This is a genomic window from Paraglaciecola chathamensis S18K6 (genome assembly GCA_000314955.1).
GTDB classification, from domain to species: domain Bacteria; phylum Pseudomonadota; class Gammaproteobacteria; order Enterobacterales; family Alteromonadaceae; genus Paraglaciecola; species Paraglaciecola chathamensis.
In genome coordinates this window covers 1-18,567 of record BAEM01000045.1, presented here as the reverse complement: position 1 = coordinate 18,567, position 18,567 = coordinate 1, and the positions used below count along the sequence as shown (strand labels likewise).

The 18,567-nt window shown below is 44.3% G+C and carries 14 protein-coding genes; 11 read left to right on the top strand and 3 right to left on the bottom strand.

The window, feature by feature from the left end; all coding sequences use genetic code 11:
* Nucleotides 1-163: 163 nt before the first annotated feature.
* The 3 genes from GCHA_RS17275 to GCHA_RS17265 all read left to right on the top strand — a co-directional run bounded on the left by GCHA_RS17275 (nucleotide 164) and on the right by GCHA_RS17265 (nucleotide 6,029).
* Complete coding sequence (locus GCHA_RS17275; RefSeq protein ID WP_193362834.1) at nucleotides 164-1,150, top strand: DNA topoisomerase IB; 987 nt, start codon at nucleotides 164-166, stop codon at nucleotides 1,148-1,150.
* 1,249 nt (nucleotides 1,151-2,399) lie between these two features.
* Nucleotides 2,400-5,051 (top strand): TonB-dependent receptor, encoded by a 2,652-nt coding sequence (locus GCHA_RS17270; RefSeq protein ID WP_007990559.1) that lies wholly within the window; start codon nucleotides 2,400-2,402, stop codon nucleotides 5,049-5,051.
* A gap of 474 nt (nucleotides 5,052-5,525) precedes the next feature.
* Nucleotides 5,526-6,029, top strand: coding sequence for a DUF2059 domain-containing protein (locus GCHA_RS17265; RefSeq protein ID WP_007990557.1), 504 nt, complete (start codon nucleotides 5,526-5,528; stop codon nucleotides 6,027-6,029).
* Nucleotides 6,030-6,204: 175 nt separating this feature from the next.
* On the opposite strand, the gene GCHA_RS17260 is transcribed toward GCHA_RS17265, so the two are convergent.
* A complete protein-coding gene (locus tag GCHA_RS17260) occupies nucleotides 6,205-7,161 on the bottom strand; it encodes an MBL fold metallo-hydrolase (protein ID WP_039992725.1) in 957 nt (318 codons plus the stop codon).
* Between the two features lie 170 nt (nucleotides 7,162-7,331).
* On the opposite strand from GCHA_RS17260, the gene GCHA_RS17255 reads away from it, so the two are divergent.
* Nucleotides 7,332-8,468 carry a DUF2855 family protein gene (locus tag GCHA_RS17255; RefSeq protein WP_007990552.1) on the top strand — a complete coding sequence of 379 codons (1,137 nt, stop codon included), beginning with the start codon at nucleotides 7,332-7,334 and terminating at the stop codon, nucleotides 8,466-8,468.
* A gap of 283 nt (nucleotides 8,469-8,751) precedes the next feature.
* On the opposite strand, the gene GCHA_RS17250 is transcribed toward GCHA_RS17255, so the two are convergent.
* A complete protein-coding gene (locus GCHA_RS17250) occupies nucleotides 8,752-9,249 on the bottom strand; it encodes a DUF2244 domain-containing protein (RefSeq protein ID WP_007990551.1) in 498 nt (165 codons plus the stop codon).
* A 228-nt stretch (nucleotides 9,250-9,477) separates the two neighbouring features.
* On the opposite strand from GCHA_RS17250, the gene GCHA_RS17245 reads away from it, so the two are divergent.
* The 5 genes from GCHA_RS17245 (at nucleotide 9,478) to GCHA_RS17225 (ending at nucleotide 16,211) form a co-directional block, all read left to right on the top strand.
* Nucleotides 9,478-10,437, top strand: coding sequence for a sulfite exporter TauE/SafE family protein (locus GCHA_RS17245; RefSeq protein ID WP_007990550.1), 960 nt, complete (start codon nucleotides 9,478-9,480; stop codon nucleotides 10,435-10,437).
* Between the two features lie 109 nt (nucleotides 10,438-10,546).
* Complete coding sequence (locus tag GCHA_RS17240; RefSeq protein ID WP_039992722.1) at nucleotides 10,547-11,542, top strand: formate dehydrogenase accessory sulfurtransferase FdhD; 996 nt, start codon at nucleotides 10,547-10,549, stop codon at nucleotides 11,540-11,542.
* 73 nt (nucleotides 11,543-11,615) lie between these two features.
* Entirely contained in the window at nucleotides 11,616-13,925 is a 2,310-nt protein-coding gene (locus tag GCHA_RS17235; RefSeq protein WP_007990548.1) for an FdhF/YdeP family oxidoreductase, read from the top strand.
* 133 nt (nucleotides 13,926-14,058) lie between these two features.
* Nucleotides 14,059-14,841 (top strand): tetratricopeptide repeat protein, encoded by a 783-nt coding sequence (locus GCHA_RS17230; RefSeq protein ID WP_039992720.1) that lies wholly within the window; start codon nucleotides 14,059-14,061, stop codon nucleotides 14,839-14,841.
* A gap of 260 nt (nucleotides 14,842-15,101) precedes the next feature.
* Nucleotides 15,102-16,211, top strand: a complete 1,110-nt coding sequence (locus GCHA_RS17225) for a mechanosensitive ion channel family protein (RefSeq protein WP_007990545.1) — start codon at nucleotides 15,102-15,104, stop codon at nucleotides 16,209-16,211.
* A gap of 33 nt (nucleotides 16,212-16,244) precedes the next feature.
* Here the strand turns inward: GCHA_RS17225 and GCHA_RS17220 are convergent, their stop codons facing one another.
* Complete coding sequence (locus tag GCHA_RS17220; protein WP_007990544.1) at nucleotides 16,245-17,129, bottom strand: LysR family transcriptional regulator; 885 nt, start codon at nucleotides 17,127-17,129, stop codon at nucleotides 16,245-16,247.
* 148 nt (nucleotides 17,130-17,277) lie between these two features.
* On the opposite strand from GCHA_RS17220, the gene GCHA_RS17215 reads away from it, so the two are divergent.
* Both GCHA_RS17215 and GCHA_RS17210 read left to right on the top strand, forming a co-directional pair.
* Nucleotides 17,278-18,030 (top strand): outer membrane protein, encoded by a 753-nt coding sequence (locus GCHA_RS17215; protein WP_007990542.1) that lies wholly within the window; start codon nucleotides 17,278-17,280, stop codon nucleotides 18,028-18,030.
* 52 nt (nucleotides 18,031-18,082) lie between these two features.
* Nucleotides 18,083-18,430, top strand: coding sequence for an antibiotic biosynthesis monooxygenase family protein (locus tag GCHA_RS17210; RefSeq protein ID WP_007990540.1), 348 nt, complete (start codon nucleotides 18,083-18,085; stop codon nucleotides 18,428-18,430).
* Nucleotides 18,431-18,567 lie beyond the last annotated feature (137 nt).

Here is an 18,567-nt window from a genome sequence, read left to right as displayed (position 1 = left end):
TACGTATTTATTGGTAGGAAACGGAAGGGTTTGTTACCCACAAAAAAGTTATTTACAAAAAAAAGTAGTAGTAGCGCTGAACTCACTTGAGATAAAAAAGGTATTAATGTATTCAACGAGAAAATAATTGCGCAAGATTAACGCCTGTGGCTTAGGGGGGAAAATGGAAAATTTTATCATTCGCAAACCTTTCGGAGATACGTTCACCTACCAGTATCCGTCTGGTAAAACCGTTAAAAATAAAGGCATTAGGCGCTGGGTGAAGAGTCTAGCGATACCGCCTGCATGGCAAGAGGTGCAAATTGATCTCGATCGAAGCGCTAAGGTTTTTGCTGTTGGCCGAGATGCACAAAATCGCAAGCAATATATTTATAACCCCAAATGGACCGAGCAGGCGAGCGAGCAAAAATTTGAACGTATATTACGCTTCGCTAAAGCGTTATCGACTATGCGCCGCGTCACTGGGCAGCATATCACTCAGCGACCCATTGATGAAAAAGTGGTGCTGGCTTGCATGACGCGTATGCTCGATGATGCTTTTTTTCGCCCTGGTAACCCCACTTATACCAAAGATAATGAAACCTACGGGCTTACGACGTTAAGGGTTAAACATATGAATATTTCAGGTAATCATGTGGAGTTTGATTACGTAGGGAAAAGCCATCAGCAACAACACAGAGAAGTAGACGATAAACACGTGGCCAAGGTGTTAACACAACTTGAGAAAATGACAGGTTATGAGTTGTTCGATATTAAGTTACCAGAGGGGGAGCGCAAAAAAGTAACCTCCCAGGATTTGAACCAATATATTGCCCAAGTGATGGGGGAGGACTTTAGCGCGAAGGATTTTAGAACCTGGGCGGGAACTGTGCTTATGGCTGTTGCACTTGAGCAAATTGGCCCTGCGAATGATCAAAAGCTCAGCCAAAGTAATGTTTTGGCAGCGGTTAAGAAAGTGGCGAGTGAGCTAGGGAATACGCCTGCGGTGTGCCGTGCAAACTATATTCATCCCAATGTGATATTCCATTATGAAAGTGGAAGAACCTTGGCTTATTTTCGCAAGCAACTTAAGCGCACTAAAACGAAGTATTTCAGCCCAGATGAAAAAGCCACATTAAAACTGCTTGAATATTTAGTTGACACAAATTGAGTTATTTACCCGTTATACCATTCCACGTTAATAAGTGCGCACTCAGCGTGAGTTTAAAGGCGTAAACAAAGCGCATGACTGAATGAATAGTGTTCTTTTTCAAAGCCTTAAAACACAAGGGACGCCCCTTGAAGCTCATCTGACAGAAATGCCCCAGTAGCTTTTACGCTGCGAACTCACTATTTGAAAGCGCTCACTATTTAGAAGCGCTCACTATTTAGAAGCGCTCACTACTTGAAAGTTCTCACGATTTAAAAGAGAAAAACCATTAGTACATCGCGACACTTTAATCAAAGTCGCTGGGCTCATTCTGACGAGGCCGTTTGTTAATGCGGATTGGTATTCGTTCACTGATTGCTTTACGAATATTTTACGTGGTGACGAAAAGAGTGTGAGATGTATCGCTTTTTACTATCCTCTGTGGCTTTTTAATATGTATCTTGCACGTCGTATATATCAAACACACGACGACCGGTTATTAGTAGCACGTTGAAAGAGGTTATTGGTTCTAAATTTAGGGTGCTATTTAGTTATTTTATATTTACTTTGTGAATGATGTTTAGGTTTTTAATCGACTTTTGGGAGTGAGTAGGTTGGCTTAAGCATGAGAGAAAGAAGGCTGCTAGTTGATATCAACTAGCAGCTATAAGCACCAGGGAGGTACATAACAGTTCACTACGCTGTCGATGGGTATTATGCCGAACTCACTCCATAAAATGCATAGTATTAGTGTAAATTGCGCGTAAAGAATGTGCATAAAAAGTGCATTTTTATCTATTTGTATTGCATGTTATTAATTTGGTCTGTTTCAGGCTAGTTTTTAAAATAAACAATAACAACACTCATTGCCTTATCTTTTTAATTCGTGATTGTATTGTTTGCCCTTTGCGTGTAAAGGGTTATCTAGCGAGATGTTCTATTTTCTTAAGAGGGGGAAATTAAAGTCCTCCTAGATATAACATTCTAAAATTATTTTTCTTCTTTCTTACCTGCCTAATTTTTATTCTTTTTTGCATAGTTATGCAAGTTAGTGTCAGTGACTGTCATGCCTGAGTAAGTGAAGCGTAAATTATTGTAATATTGCGGCTTTTTTTCCCGTTTTGATTTGATTCATTCTTATGCTCGGTGCTTAATTCCGCGCTTGGGTACTCCCCAAATAAGTAAATCTACACACGATGTAACCAATAAAATAATAATAAAGCCCATTCATTAAATTTATTTAGTGTTGGTGTGCTTTAGGGAATTAAAAATGTTTAAAAATAACCTATTGGCGCGTTCAATCCGCTTTTCTTTACTGGTCACTAGTTCCGCAATGCTATTACCAAGTGGTTTTGTTTCAGCGCAGACATCTGATGAGCAAGCCAAGTCAGTTGAGAAAATTCAAATAACAGGCTCTCGCATTAAGCGCACGGATCTTGAATCGGCTAGCCCAGTATCGATCATTAGTGCACAAGACATAACATTAGGCGGCTTTACATCCGTTGAGCAAGTATTGCAGCAAAGCACTGCTTCTAGCGGAATGGCAACGGGAGCCGCCACTAATAATGGTGGTGCCGGCGCTGCTCGTATTAATTTACGAGGACTTGGCATTAGCCGGACTTTAGTTTTGGTGAATGGCCGAAGAATGGTGAATTCAGGTACAGGGGCAGACTCAGCGGTTGACTTAAATACGATACCACTGGCAGCAATTGAACGCATTGAAGTACTTAAAGACGGAGCATCCGCAGTATATGGCTCTGATGCTGTCGCTGGCGTCGTTAATATTATTACCAAAACCAATTTTGAAGGACTCGAGTTATCGGTTGGTTACGCAGGTTCGGCGCAAGGAGATGCGAACACTGGGGATATCAGCTTAGTCACAGGCGGCAGCAGTGATAAAGGCAACTTTGTAATCGGCTTGAGCTACGTGGACCGTGGCACCGCAATGCAGGGAAATCGCGGTTTCTCAGCGTGTCCTGATAACGAACTCGACGACACAGGAGCATGCCTAAGCGGTAGCTCTTATATTCCTGGCGGGAATTACAATTCCGGAGATGGATGGGGAACCTTAGACAGTGACAAGAACTGGTCAGAAGGATACGAGGCGTACAATTATGCAGATAGCTCATACCTTTATACACCGCAACAGCGAGTAGGGCTATTTGCCAATGCCAATTACGATATCGCGGAAGATACACAAATATACTTTGAATCATTGTATACCAAGCGTACATCGACTCAACAGATGGCGCCGTCACCTATTGAAGCCATACTAACTGCTGATGCAACCGGTAATCCATTTGGTACTGCTACCTCTATGCGCCGACGCATGACAGAAGTGGGGGATCGCGTATTTGATCAGGTGACCGATACACTGCGTGTGGTGTTGGGGGCGCAAGGTGTATGGGATGTTGGATCTGGCTACGATTGGGACGTGTCTTATTCTTACGGGCGCAACGATGCGACCGATCGCTCTTCAAACTACATAAACTTAACCAAGCTCTACAACACCATGGACGCGTCAATTTGTAATGACGTAAGCATTCCGTGCCAAGATTGGTTTGTCAACGAAGGCGAGTTGTCAACTGACACCATCGACTATATTTCTTATACGGATCAAGCCAGTGGCGGTAATGAATTTAACATCGTAAACCTTAACCTTTCTGGTGATTTACTTGAGCTTCCGGCTGGTTTTGTTGGTTTTGCTGCAGGCGCTGAATATCGCCGAGAAAAAGGTTGGTATCAGCCAGATGCCGTTACGGTTGCGGGAGACGGTAGCGCTTCTGCTCAAGATCCTACATCAGGAGACTTTGATACTACACAAATCTACGCTGAATTCGCTGTGCCTTTATTAGCTGATTTGCCCCTAGTGAAAAGCTTATCTGTTGATGCGGCCATTCGTTGGTTTGACTACAGTACGTTTGATTCTGATACAACCTGGAAATTGGGACTGAGCTGGCACGTGAATGATGATTTGATGTTGCGCGGAGTTGCCTCTACTGCGTTTCGCGCGCCAACTGTTGATGAGCTGTACGGCGGCGATGTTGGCTCGTACGATTACTTAACTGATCCATGTTCAGGTTACGGCGCTGGCGATGCTAGCTCAACTTTGTATCAAACCTGTGCGGCGCAAATCAACAATACAAACTTTGTGTACAGCGATGGGCAAATTGAAAACACCTATACCACTGTGGCCAATTTGACCCCAGAAGAAGCCGATACCTTTACCCTAGGCTTGGTGTACAACCCGCAATTTATTGAAGGGTTTTCGGCTACGGTTGACTACTTCAATATTGAAGTGAGCAATGCTATATCTCGCATTTCAACGCAGACTTATTTGGATCAATGCTATGCTGGCGAAACAAGTTACTGCGATGTGTTAAGCATCACCCGTAATGAAATCACCGGCAATATTGATTACATGGAGTCACCATTGACGAACGTGGGTACGGTTGAAACACGCGGCGTTGATATGAACGTGACTTACGCTTTTGAAGCCATGGGATTTGATTGGGGCATAGATTTAGATGCCACTCGTTTGCTTGAATACACAGAGGACGAAGTAGAATATACAGGTAAAATTGACGGAACCAATGGTGGATTTGCCAAGTGGAAGTCGAATTTAGGCATTAAAATCAGTCAGGATGATTGGACGGCAAGCTACAAAGCGCGTTATATCGGTAGTATGACCGATGATTATTACGCAGCATATGATTTAGTGCAGACTGTGGGTTCTGTTACCTATCACGATATAGCTGGGCAATATTTTATGAATGACACATGGTCGGTTTCAGCAGGCATCGACAACTTGTTCGATAAAACGCCTCCTTATATCTACTCATGGAACAATGCCAATACGGTACCTGAAGTTTACGACGTAATGGGCCGCTATTATCACGCCAAGGTCACAGCGCGTTTTTAAACTAATGAATTGCTAATCAGTCATATACATTAAGCGAAATCCGGTAAATCTTATTTACCGGATTTTTTTTATGGTCGACAAAAAAGCTCATTTTGAACAAACGCTTCTGTAAATTAACGCCATTAAGGTACCTGACATAAACGCCATTACAGAGCCCGTCATAAATGATGAATGCTAAAAAAAGTAATCAGGACATATCGGGAGCGTCCATATATGTCTATATAAAAATTTTTGGTTGTCGTATTCGCTGGGTGATTTTTGATACATCTTTAGTAAATATTTTTTGAGTGTGAATTAAACATAGGGGGGTAAAAATGGTTTATGCTAGAGGCCGCTATTTGCTGAGATGACCAACTGATATGACGAAGGTTATTTTATCTTGATGGCAAAATATAAGTATCAGGAATACCTCAAGTGGAAGGCGGGTGACACATTTTGCCTTCAAAAAATGCTCTCAAACCTAAAGGATTAAAAATGAAGTTTACAATTTTACTGGTAGCACTGACGTGCTTTACCTTTACTGCACATGCCGAGTCTAAGGCAAGCCGCGAATCTGTTGAAAAGCTGATGATGTTAACCGATGTATCAAAAATCATGGAATCGATGCAAGGGCAGGTGAGTAGCATGTTTAACAACATGGCGAGCCAAATGAATATTTCTGAGCAAGAAAGGCCCGCATTTGAAAAGTACATGGGGAAAATTGATAACTTGCTCAAAGAAAATATGACGTGGGATCAATTCAAAGAGCCAATGATCAATGTCTACCTGACTCATTTTAATCAGACTGAGATCGACGGCTTGATTGAATTTTATCAGTCGGATGTGGGTAAGAGCATGACCCAAAAAATGCCATTAGTAATGCGAGACTCTATGATGGCAGGTCAGCAAGCCATGCGAGATATTATGCCGCAAGTACAAGCCATTGCCGAAGAAATGCAAAGTGAAATACAACAAGTTAGGCAGCAAGAAGGCGAATAATAAACACGTTTACGTAAGCTGCTTACTGGCCTTGTTGTGCCCAGTGACATATAAAGCCGCCAAGCATCATTGAATGCGGCGGCTTTTTATTTTAACGGGTATAGTTCATCTGGCTGATAGATTATCTTCTTTAAAGCCATAAAAAGCCAAGCGTATCAGCGTATTTCAAAACACATTAAAACCTAGCCATATCCGTTGCTATTTCTACTTTTCCTGAATAATGCTGCTGAACGAATTTTAGCGTAGCTTGGGTGTCATTGCGCGTACGGTTCATAAAGTGTGATAAAACCACGCGCTTAGCATTGGCCTGGTTGGCTATTTTTCCTATATCCAGTGGGCGCATGTGTAAGTTAATGGCTGCGCCGGTTGCACTTTGCGGGACGGCGTTATGCATGACCAAAATATCACTGTCCTTGGCCAGTGTTGCCAAGACATTGTTTTTGTTACTCATATCCCCTGAAAAGGTGATGCTGCAGGTGCCTATATCCACTCGCCACGCGACTGCGGCAACGGGCCCGTGATGTACGGGAATAGCAGTAATAGTGATATCTTCGCTAAGTTTTTCACTGTGTTGCTTTATCGGTGTCAGCGGAATGTTCTGTGCCTTGATATGATAATCTGCTTGACTGCTGGCGTCTGTGTAATCGCTCAAATAAGCAAACGCTCCCTCATTGCCCATTAAACTGGCTAAATAATCGCTTGTACTTGGCATTAACGCATTTGCACTTGGCCCATATACCGTTATTTCTTCGTTGCGCTGAGTAAAATATGAACCTTTCACGTAGGCGGGTAAATCTGCGCTATGATCAACATGTAAATGGGTTAACAGTACCGCCTGAACATCAGTGAAATCTGCCCCTGAAGCGCCAAAATTAACGCTACTACCGGGCCCCGCATCAATCAATATTCTGGCTTTGTTTTTATGCCAGATTAAATAGCTAGAAGACACTCGGTCATCGTTTAATTCTGGGCCACCAGAGCCCAGCACTTGTAAGGTCACTGCCTGCTGTGCACAGCTCTGGGTGGGTGCTGAGTGCGCACTAAAACCGGTGGTAAGCAACAACATCGTAGCGGCGTGTGATACCAGTGATTTTAGCGAAATGAAGCGTGTTTCAGTGTTGATTATTGGCATGGTTTATCCCTGATTAATAAGGTGATTGCGCAGAAATTAGTCGCTGTTATGTGCGCGTATTCACAAATATGATGGATTTTGTAGCATAAAAATTTCACTACATCCCTATAATCGTTCGAGCTTTCTTGTCGCTACCTCTTTTGGCGATTCTCACAACAAGGACACATCTCATGTCAGATAATAAGCACAACGATACACAACTAAACAGTACAGAGATTTGGGTAAACAAAGCAGATATATCACAAACCAAAGTGGTTCAAGGTCAAATAGACACCGCTGCACTGCAAGACGGTCAAGCGATCCTCAAAGTCGACAGTTTTGGTTTTTCTGCAAACAATATCAGCTATGCCGTAACCGGTGAAAAAATGGGCTACTGGGGCTTTTTTCCCGCAAACGAACAATGGGGCATAGTGCCTGTGTGGGGCTTTGGCACAGTAATCGCGTCTAAGCATCCCCGGGCCCAAGTGGGGGAAGTGGTATACGGTTATTTCCCTATGGGTACGCACTTGTTGGTCAATGTTGATAAAGCCAATGACGTGAGCTTTTTTGACAATCACCCACAGCGCGTCAGCAGTTCTCCTGTGTATGACAATTATTTACGCTGCGCACAAGACCCGTCCTACCAAGAAGATTCTAAAGCTTGGTTATTGAATTATCGCCCCTTGTTTATGACCTCCTTCGTACTGGATGACTTTGTTGGCGAGCATATCAGCGACAAAGTAACGACTGTGTTACTCACCAGTGCATCAAGCAAAACGGCCTACGGCTGTGCACATTTGCTTATGAAGCACAAAGCACAGCGCGGCGGCCATTATCGGGTGGTGGGGTTAACCAGCGCAGCAAACAAAGCCTTGACTGAATCCTTTGGCTGTTACGACGAGGTACTCGAATACAAGGATATTGAGCAGATAAGCCGAGACGGTGAAAGCTGGGTGCTCGATTTTGCGGGTAACAAGCAGTTGCTGCTTGATTTACAAGACCTGTTAGGGGACAAACTGTCTCGTGAAGTCTTTATTGGCGCCACTGATGTGAAATCACAGACTAATAAGCCCAAAGGCAAATTACACGGGCAGCTGTTTTTTGCTCCCCATCAAGTGAAAAAGCGTACTGAAGAATGGACCCGAGAAGGGTTTAATGAACGTTATGCTAAAGCTTGGAGCAGCTTTAACGCTAATATGCAGGATAAGATTCAAGTAGTGGAATACCAAGGGGCCAAGGCTATTCAAGAATTGTATCAACAAGGTTTGGCTGGCACATTGAATAATGAAGAAATTAACGTATTAACCTTTTATACCATTCCACGTTAGTAAGTGATCACTCAGCGAGAGTTTAAAAGGGCTTAAACAAGGCGCATGACTGAATGAATAGTTGTTCTCTTTCGAAGTCATGCAACGCAGTGTAAGCCCTTTTAAAACTCGCCTGAAAGGAATGCCCCAGCAGCTTTTGCTCTGCGTTCTCACTATTCGAAAGGGAACAACCATTACTTTATAGCGACGCCTTAATCAAAAACCGCTGGACGCATTCTGAGGGGGCACTTATTAATGCGGATTGGTATTAGTCGTTCAACACAGTGAAGGCGAAGGTGGCGGGTTAGGCTTGCCACCATTTGTCATTTAATACCTGAATTGGCACCGCTTTTAAGTGCGCTAATACAATTAAGCGGTCGCTTTGATTTAAAAACTCACCGAATACTACCTGCTGGGTGTCATCAACAAAACGCAGTTGAATGCAGTCAAATTGGCCACTGGCTTTCACTAGCCCTACATAAGTTTGCTGACGAATAAAACGCCAGCTCTTGCGTGGCCGATACGTACCCGCTTGTAACTTAATAATACCTTCGCTGATGGTAATGACTTGCTGCTGATAAGTGAAAAGTGACACACGATACGAGATATACCACAACAAGCCCACCTCAATGCCAGCAAAAGGCAGAATTAACCAAGCTCCCACAAATGCCCAGGCTAACGCTATCATCAGCACCATAAACGCCACTACAGCTATCAATAGTTTGGTTTGTGCCCAGTTTGCTGAGCGATTGGGTGACAACGTCAGCACCCAGCTTTCGTTAGTGTTGTTTAAATTAACCATTGCGCTTTAGCGCTCTCGTTTGGATCATTTTAATAAAACACAAGCATACAAGACAAAGTCCTCACTGTGGTAAGCCGAGCTGTGATAAACGTAACAAAGGGGAGGGGAAAGTTGAATAAAAATACCTGCGAGCATTCAATGCGAACATCCGTGATTAACTGAATTACTTTGCCAGAATTTGGGTTTTCTGGCAAAGTGCTGTCGATATCAAAATGTAGTGTAAATTCAATGTTTTCTCAATTTTCTGCTGGGCAAATTCGTGGTTTCTTGATCCTAATATGGTGCGTTGTATTTGCGCTTCAACAAGAGCCTATTCGCTTGTTTGTACAGTATGCTGGTTTTACGTTTTTAGGCATACTCGGTGCCGTTTTCGCGAATGCGACCGGTGCCGGCGGTGGTGTGGTGTTCGTACCTTTCTTTAATCAAATGGGCTTATCTCCTAGCGCAACAGTCGCCACCAGTTTTGCCATTCAGTGTTTTGGTATGACTGCCGGAGCGGTGACATGGTGGCGCTTTCACTTGGCGCAAAGTGGCGATAACGTGCAAGCAATAGAGCAATTTGACGATAGCGCAGCGCAATATTCAGATGCCCAGCGCACAGAAACCTTGCACATTCAGCAGTGGCAAAGCTTGTATCCGGTATTATTACTGAGTATTCCTGCTTCTGTGGCTGGATTATTAACCGCGCAATTTAACCCTAGTTGGTTTGGCGCACTTGCCCAAGGCGATAAGTTACACATTGGCTTTGGTGTGTTTTCTATCATGCTCGCAATAAGTATGTTTTTAATGGTGGCGCTGGCGGGCCGTGGCTCACTGATAACCCAATTACGACGGTTAGATAGTATTTTGTTACCGATTATTTGTATTTGTGGCGGCGTAATTACGGCATATTTGTCAATCGGTGTAGGAGAGCTACTCGCTGTCTACTTAATCATGCGCGGTTTTAATGTGACATTTTCTATTGCATGTGCGGTGATATTGAGCGCTGCGACTGTGTGGTCAGGTGTGGTACATCATGTCATGATCAGTCAAGCTGTTTATTGGCCTGTTGTGTTGTTTGCTGGGCCAGGCGCTGTGATCGGGGGGATCTTAGCGAAACGTTTAGTGCTGCATTTCTCACCTACACATCTAAAACTGTTTTTCGCTAGCTGGATTTTAATATTAGGCGCATCGGGTTTGATTTTTTAACCGTTGAGCAAGCAGACCATTTTTTGCGTGTGCACATTTTGGTTTCGCGCGCGTCATCATATAGTTCAGCAAGGGCAGTCAGCACTGATTTATTTTCTTTTACTTAAAGGTGATCAGAGTCAAAACATTTCCCATAACCCGCTTGTTATCCACCAATGCGCCTTCTTTTAAACAAGAGGGGAACAGCCTTGAGCCCGCAAAAGGCCTTGAGCTCCAAAAAAGTCACGAACGACTGCCAATAGACGACCAAGTTGCCAGTGAAGAGCCCCTTGAAATTTGGCTAAAACACCCCCTTAAACAAGCAGGTAAAGCAAGCTTGCTACTGACCACCATGCGCAGCCCAGGGGACGATATTGCCTTGGTCAAAGGCTGGCTACATACCAGTGGTTTACTTGATAATGATGCAGACGTACAGCGTATTACCCACACTGGCAGCGGGCGCGTTAAAGGTAGTACGGCTAATCAAGTTTTAGTTACTTTGCATCCCCAATCACACTTCGACATTCATTCGCTGCACAGCCAAGGGGGCAGTCACATTGAATACGTCAATTCAGGTTGTGGTGTCTGTGGGCAGCGCTCAATTGATGTTTTGCTTGATAAAATCCCAGCTCAAGAAACGCAAAGTAGAACTAAACTAACTGCCCGTGAAGTATTCTCTTTGGCCGCTAACTTGCGTAGCCAGCAAGGTGTTTTTGCACTCACTGGCGGGTGCCACGGTGCTGGGTTATTTATCCTAGGCAAAGCGCATACGTACCATAGTGAACTTGTCGATGTGCGAGAAGACATTGGTCGGCACAATGCACTTGATAAACTTATCGGGGCAAACTTGTCGCTATTAATACCGAAAAAAACGCTTAATCAAGGGGCTGAGATAACTTCTGAAAAACCGGCTGAAAAAGCGCCCGAATATGGTGTGGTGATAAGTTCGCGGATAAGCTTTGATATAGTGCAAAAAGCAGCCATGGCCAACATAGGTATGATTTTGGCCATGGGCGCTCCCTCTAGCTTAGCTATTGAGCTGGCTCAAGAATGCGATATTTGCATAGCGGGCTTCATCGGTCAAAACCGTATCAATGTATACACTTGTGATCACAGAATTGTGTAGTGAGTTACCAAATATAGAATCATAACGCATTGCTTGTCGCTACAGGCAAGTGAACGTTGTTTAAGGAGCCAAAATGAAAACCGAATCGCCAGAGGCAGCAAAATCACCCTCATTTGATCCTGCGGATAGCCAGCGTATTGAGATCAGTCAGCCCAAAGAGTGGGCCGCGGGGATCCCTGCGGTATTGTCTGCATACAAGAATGTGACCACCAAAGCCGGCCCCATTAAAGGCACGCGGTTATTATCGGATTTAAACCAAATTGAAGGGTTTGATTGCCCAGGTTGTGCTTGGCCTGACCCACTTAAAAAGCGCGCTACGTTTGAATTTTGTGAAAATGGCGCAAAAGCCGTTGCGGATGAGGCGACGACCAAGCGTGCAGATGCGGCATTTTTTGCAAAGCACAGTGTAGATAAAATGCGTGGCCAATCTGATCGCTGGCTGAATGATCAAGGGCGATTAGTACAACCAATGTGGCTGCCAGAAGGCGCGAGTCATTATCAGCCAATCGAGTGGGCTGAGGCATTTAAACTTATTGCTCAGCAATTAAACGCACTGCAAAGCCCGAATGAAGCAGCGTTTTATACCTCGGGACGCACAGGCAACGAAGCAGCCTTTTTATATCAATTATTTGTGCGCAAATTTGGCACCAATAATCTGCCTGATTGTTCAAACATGTGCCATGAATCAAGTGGTGTTGGCCTCGGGGAAACCATAGGTGTTGGTAAGGGCACGGTGAGTCTTGAGGATTTAGAGCACGCTGAAGCGATTTTTGTCTTTGGGCAAAATCCGGGGACAAATCACCCACGTATGTTGTCATCGCTACAAGATGCAAAGCGCCGAGGGGCTAAAATTGTTGCGATTAACCCGCTGGATGAAACAGGATTAAAACGATTTAAAAACCCCCAAGAGGTGTCTGGGGTGGTAGGAAAGGGAACCGCGTTACGCGACCTGTATTTGCCAGTTAAAATCAATGGTGATGTGGCCTTACTCAAAGGGTTGTGCAAGTCATTGATAGAGCGTGACAGTCATCATCAGCCAGTGCTAGATCATGAATTTATTGAGCACTATTGCCATGGTTTTGACGCGTTTAAAAGTGATATAGAGCAAACGACTTGGCACGCTATTGAACAAGGCAGTGGGCTAACGCAAGCGCAGATTGAACAGGCTGCAGATATTGCGTGTGCCTCTAAAAAGACGATTTGTTGTTGGGCAATGGGCATGACCCAACACAAAAATGCGGTGGCCAATATTCAATTGATGACGAACTTTTTAATGTTGCAAGGGAATTTAGGCAAGCCCGGCGCCGGCGTATGCCCAGTGCGAGGTCACAGTAATGTGCAAGGCGACCGCACCATGGGTATATGGGAGAAACCAGATCCTAAATTTTTAGATGCGCTGGAAAAAGAATTTCATTTTAGCCCGCCTCGAGAGAACGGCGTAGACGCAGTCGAAACCGTTCACGGCATGCAAAAAGGACAAATAAAAGTCTTGTTCGCCCTTGGTGGAAACTTTTTCAGAGCCATGCCAGATCACCAAGCTAACGATGCAGGCTTAAGGCAGTGTGAATTAACGGTGCAAGTATCCACTAAGCTTAATCGGTCACACTTACATACTGGCAAGCAAGCGTTAATATTACCCGCCTTAGGACGTACTGAAATTGATACCCAAGCCAGCGGTATTCAAACGATTACGGTTGAAAATTCCATGGGGGTAGTGCAAACGTCCCACGGTAAAATTCCTCCTGCATCTGAGCTACTCAAAAGTGAAATCGATATTCTTGCAGAGCTTGCTGTTAATACACTTCCAAACGACGAGTTGGGCTGGCTAGCATTTCGCTCAGATTATCGTCTCATACGCGACCATATCGCCAATGTGATCCCTGGCTTTGAAAACTTTAATCAGCGCATTGATGAATTAGGCGAATTTGTGTTGCCTAATGCGGTCAGAGATGCGCGTCAATTTGCTACCGCCACAGGTAAAGCCAACTTTGTGGTACACGATATTGAAAACATTGACGTGCCAGCGGGGCACTTATTGATGATGACTATCCGCAGTCATGACCAATTCAACACCACTGTGTATACCAATAACGATCGTTATCGTGGTATTCACGGTACACGTAAAGTGTTGTTTGTGAATCGCTTAGATATGGAAGAATTAGGCTTAAAAGCCGGTCAACGTGTAAGGATTCGTAGTCATTGGCCACATGACAAAGCTGCGTTACGTGAAGTGACTGATTTTGCTTTGGTTGAATATGGTATTCCAAGAGGGTGCGCTGCGGCGTATTACCCTGAAACGAACGACTTAATACCACTTGGCAGCGTGGCAGATAAGAGCAATACACCGGCTTATAAGTCGATTGTTATTAGCCTGCATGGCTAATTGCTCACGGTTTAAATGCGATGGCTTTGCATATCGAAGTATGCTGAGAATGACTGATATGCACTTTTTACTAACCGGTTTTAATAGCCAGTGCTCAACACAAAGGCAGACATAATACAGTGAGTAAAACTAAGTGAGTAAAACAAAGGTTGAAACTTTCCATAGAGTAGCGACGATAAACAGCGTAATTGCGATTTCATTGTTTACCTGCAGCCTAGCATCAACATTCGCTCACGCTGAGCTCCCCTTTGAAAACGGAGCCAGTGGTAGCACGATTAGCGAGAACGGTGTGTTAAATAGTGACCTGAACAGCGCGCTCGCGGAGGGTATCGAACTTGATGTTGGCGTTACGCCTGAGCTGCATGCATTGCAACAGCGCTGGGCAAAAGTGAATTATACCATGACGGGCGATGAGCAAATTACGGCATTTACCTCACTTGTCAGCCGAGCGAATGAACTGGTTCTCAGCGAGCCAAAAAATGCGGGCTATTGGGCCTGGTTAGGTATTTGCCAGTCCACTTCGGCTGCGGCAATCGGCGGTACTGACGCCCTTTCGCTAGCTAAAAAAGCCAAAGCTTCGTTTGAAAAATCTCTCAAACTTGACGGGGACGCCTTAGAAGGCGTTGCGACCTTCTCATTAGGTACGCTGTACCACAAGGTACCAGGTTGGCCGTTGAGCTTCGGCAGTGACAAAGAAGCCAAGAAATTGTTGAGTAAAGCTGTAGAGCGTCATCCATTTAGCATTGATACTAACTTTTTCTTTGGTGAGTTTTTATTTAACGATGGAGATAGTGAAGACGCAAAAGCTTACTTATTACGGGCCAAACAAGCTCCACCGCGCGCAGATAGACCCATTGCCGATAAGTACCGCCGGATAGCCATCGACGAGCTTCTGGTTAAAATAGCAAAGGATTGATGCGAGCATAGCTACAGTTTAACACTCTTACTTGTGCGCATAACGTATCGAAAGTCATCATGGGCTATGCTTTTCACTTCCATGCTGTTCCTGTCGGACGTTTTCACCACGAAAAAGGTACAGCAGAAATGACTGGCCCTTTAAACTTTCCATCTGATCTTGGTTGAATTGGACGTTAGGATAAGTGTTGCGCTGGCGCTTATACTGCTATAAAAAGCGCATTCGCTTATACTTCCTATAAAATTCGTGGAAACACCTACATGTTTGAGCAGTTAAACCAAGCAATAACCCCATTTCTAGAGATTTTCGGAGACAATATTTACACCCAAGCCGGGCTTGTCATTGCGCTTTCATTTATCGTCGCGTCGATATTTAAATACGTATTGATGGTGGGGCTTAAAGCCTTTATTGCACGTATTCATGTAAGTTTAGATAGCAGTTTTTTAAACCTACTGCATACACCAATTTACTACAGCTTATTGTTAATGGGGTTTTCCAGTGCGGCGTCTATTGTTGCTCCGTCTGAGCTCAGTGGATATATCATTTTTTCCTCGCTGCAGTCGGTAGCAATCTTGATTTGGACCGCATTCTTTTTGCGCGCAAACCACGTAGTACTGCGCAAAATTGCCCTCAATCCCAACCGTTTTCACGCCGTGAACAATAAAACACTGCCTCTGTTTTTAAACTTGGTAAACATCATTATTTTAGTGCTTTGTGTGTACTTCGTTTTTTCGGTTTGGGGCGTTGACATGACTGCTTGGCTGGCATCAGCGGGGATTGTTGGTATCGCTGTGGGCTTTGCTGCTAAAGACACCTTAGCTAATCTGTTTTCGGGCGTGTTCATCATGGCTGATGCCCCTTATAAGATTGGCGATTACATTGTGCTTGATTCTGGTGAACGCGGGGAGGTCACCCATATCGGCATGCGCAGTACGCGAATGCTGACCCGTGAAGATGTGGAGGTCACAATCCCGAACTCTGTCATGGGCAACTCTAAAATCATTAACGAATCTGGTGGGCCGCATGAGAAATCTCGCTGCCGAGTACCTGTGGGTGTGTCGTACGATGCGGATATTGATGAGGTTCGTGAAGTCTTGATGCAAATCGCGTTAACAGAAAAAGAATATGTATGTGAAGATCCAGAACCAAGAGTGCGCTTTCGTCGTTATGGTGCATCTGCTCTGGAATTTGAATTACTGGTATGGATAACCAAACCAGCACTTCGAGGTCGAGTCATAGACATTTTAAACAGCGAAATATTTAAACAATTTAGGCAGCGTAAAATTGAGATCCCTTACTCGAAACACGATTTGTACATCAAAGAAATGCCCAAAAAATATGCAGGCGAGCCAAAAGGTGAGGCTGAGTAAACGTAATTGTATCGTTTTAAACTCTAGCGAGATTTAGGATAAGTCTCGCTCTGCTAAAAATCGCACCAATTGTAGGGTGAGGTTCTCTCTGCGAGAAGCGTCAGGCCATAGAGCGTAAATACCAAGAGGCTTTATCTCCCATTGGGGTAATACATGTACCAGTTCGCCGGATTTTATTCCTTGAGTCACTAAGTGCTCTGGTAAAATAGTGAGCCCCAAATTCTGCTCAACAAAATGCAGTAAAGCCCCGGCGCTATTTAGCTTGATACGTGTTTTTTCAGTGACGCTTGCTACGTCGCCTTTTTTAGAGACAAACTCGGTAGTGGTGTTACGCATGCTAAAGTGCACCCAATCCCAGTCGGCTAAATCTGATGGATGCTTAGCGAGTGGGCGAGCATCGACATAGGCTTTTCCTGCTACCAAAAAGCGCCTACTTTCTCCTAGCTTGCGGGACATCATTGAGCTGTCTTGCAGCCAACCCGCACGAATACACATATCAAGCCCTTCTTTTAGGATATCCACTTTCGTATCTGTGTAATTAATATGCAATGACACCTTGGGATATTGGTGAGCAAATTCAGCAATCGCACTCGACAGTGCAGACGACGCTAAAAATGCCGGGAGCGAAACTTTAAGTTCTCCGATCAAATCTTGAGTACGACTGTTGAGCTCATTGACGCCTAACTCAGCACTTTTTGTAATATTCACCACATGTGCGTAAAAACGCTGGCCCTCGTTGGTTAAAAACAGTTTGCGTGTTGTTCGATAGAAAAGTGTAACGCCTAAGTATTGTTCTAGATCTGACACTGTTTCACTCACTCTAGAAGGCGCCACACCTAACTCACGGGCAGCAGCGCGAAAGGCCCCTTCATCTACCACTTTTACGAATACCGCCATATGGCGTAGGTAATTAATCATTGTTCTGTTTTTCGGAATAGTTAAATGTGTTTATTGTGCATATTCATATCAATTTGTAAACGTCATAATAGCTCCGTACTTAGCACTAACCCATTTAAAGATTGCTTTGAAACGTTTTTGAAGCAAAAAAACACTGATTGGAGTCACTATGAAATGTCGCAATACTGCATTGGTTGCCGCCACTGCGCTTACATCTGCATTGCCTACTTTGGTTTACGCACAGGAAATTGCCCAAGCGGATAAATCTGAGGTCGGTTTTTATGTTTCAGGACAGGTAGGCTATAGCCAACAGGTGAATGATTCTGAAGCCATTGGTCAAAACATCGCTGTTGATGCTGATTTCCCAGCTGAATTTGATGCCGGGGACGGCGTGGTCGGTGGGATTGGTTTAGGATACAAATTCGATGATAACTTTCGAATCGAAGGGCGCTTAAGCTATCGAGAAGGTAGCTTTAGCGAAACACAATTCGGTACTGGTACGCGCGAAGGTCAAGAATACATTCTTGATGGCGATATTCAGAGTACAACGCTAACCGTGGAAGGCTTTTACGACTTCCCAAATAAGACCGCTTTCACGCCGTATATAAAAGTTGGAGTGGGCGTTTCCGATAACAGTTATTCTGCGCGCTTAGGTGGGCAGGGAGTTGCTGGCTTCGATGCGTTCGATGGAGCAGTAGACGGTTATTATGATGCATACGCCGACGGTGATGCTACCCAATTTACGTGGAATGTGGGCTTTGGTGGAAATTACCAAATCACACAAAAATTTAGTCTATACGGTGAATACCAATATGCCTCGTTTGGCGACATCAATACGGGACAAGACTCGTTCACTGACGGCTTTAAAATCGATGATATAGCCAGTCACGAAGTGGTGATTGGTGTGCGTTACGCGTTGTAGTACTTATTACAACGTCACGTTAAAAAATTGAAAAGAAGATACGGAGAATAAGATGAAGATGATTACTCAAGTGCTATTAAGTCTGGCGTTATTAATTCCAACATTGAGCTATGCAGAGGTGATTGAAGTAGCAACGTTTACATTGAAAGAAGGCGTGACATATGAGGCGTTTGCACCAATTGATAAGGCTGTAGAAGTGGAACATGTGGCTAAGCAGCCGGGGTTTATTTCGCGTGAAACAGCCAAGGGACAAAATGGTGAATGGCTAGTTGTAGTGCACTGGGTGACAGAGGAAGACGCTGAAGCCTCTATGCGCAGTTTTATGCAAGTACCGGCCGCCTCAGATTTTATGGCAAAAATAGACGCATCGACCATGGTCATGAAGCACTATTCAAAGTAAGCGATTAGGTGACGTTATGACAATTATACCATTCCACGTTAATAAGTGATCACTCAGCGAGAGTTTAAAAGGACTTAAACAAGGCGCATGACTGAATGAATAGTTGTTCTCTTTCGAAGTCATGCAACGCAGTGTAA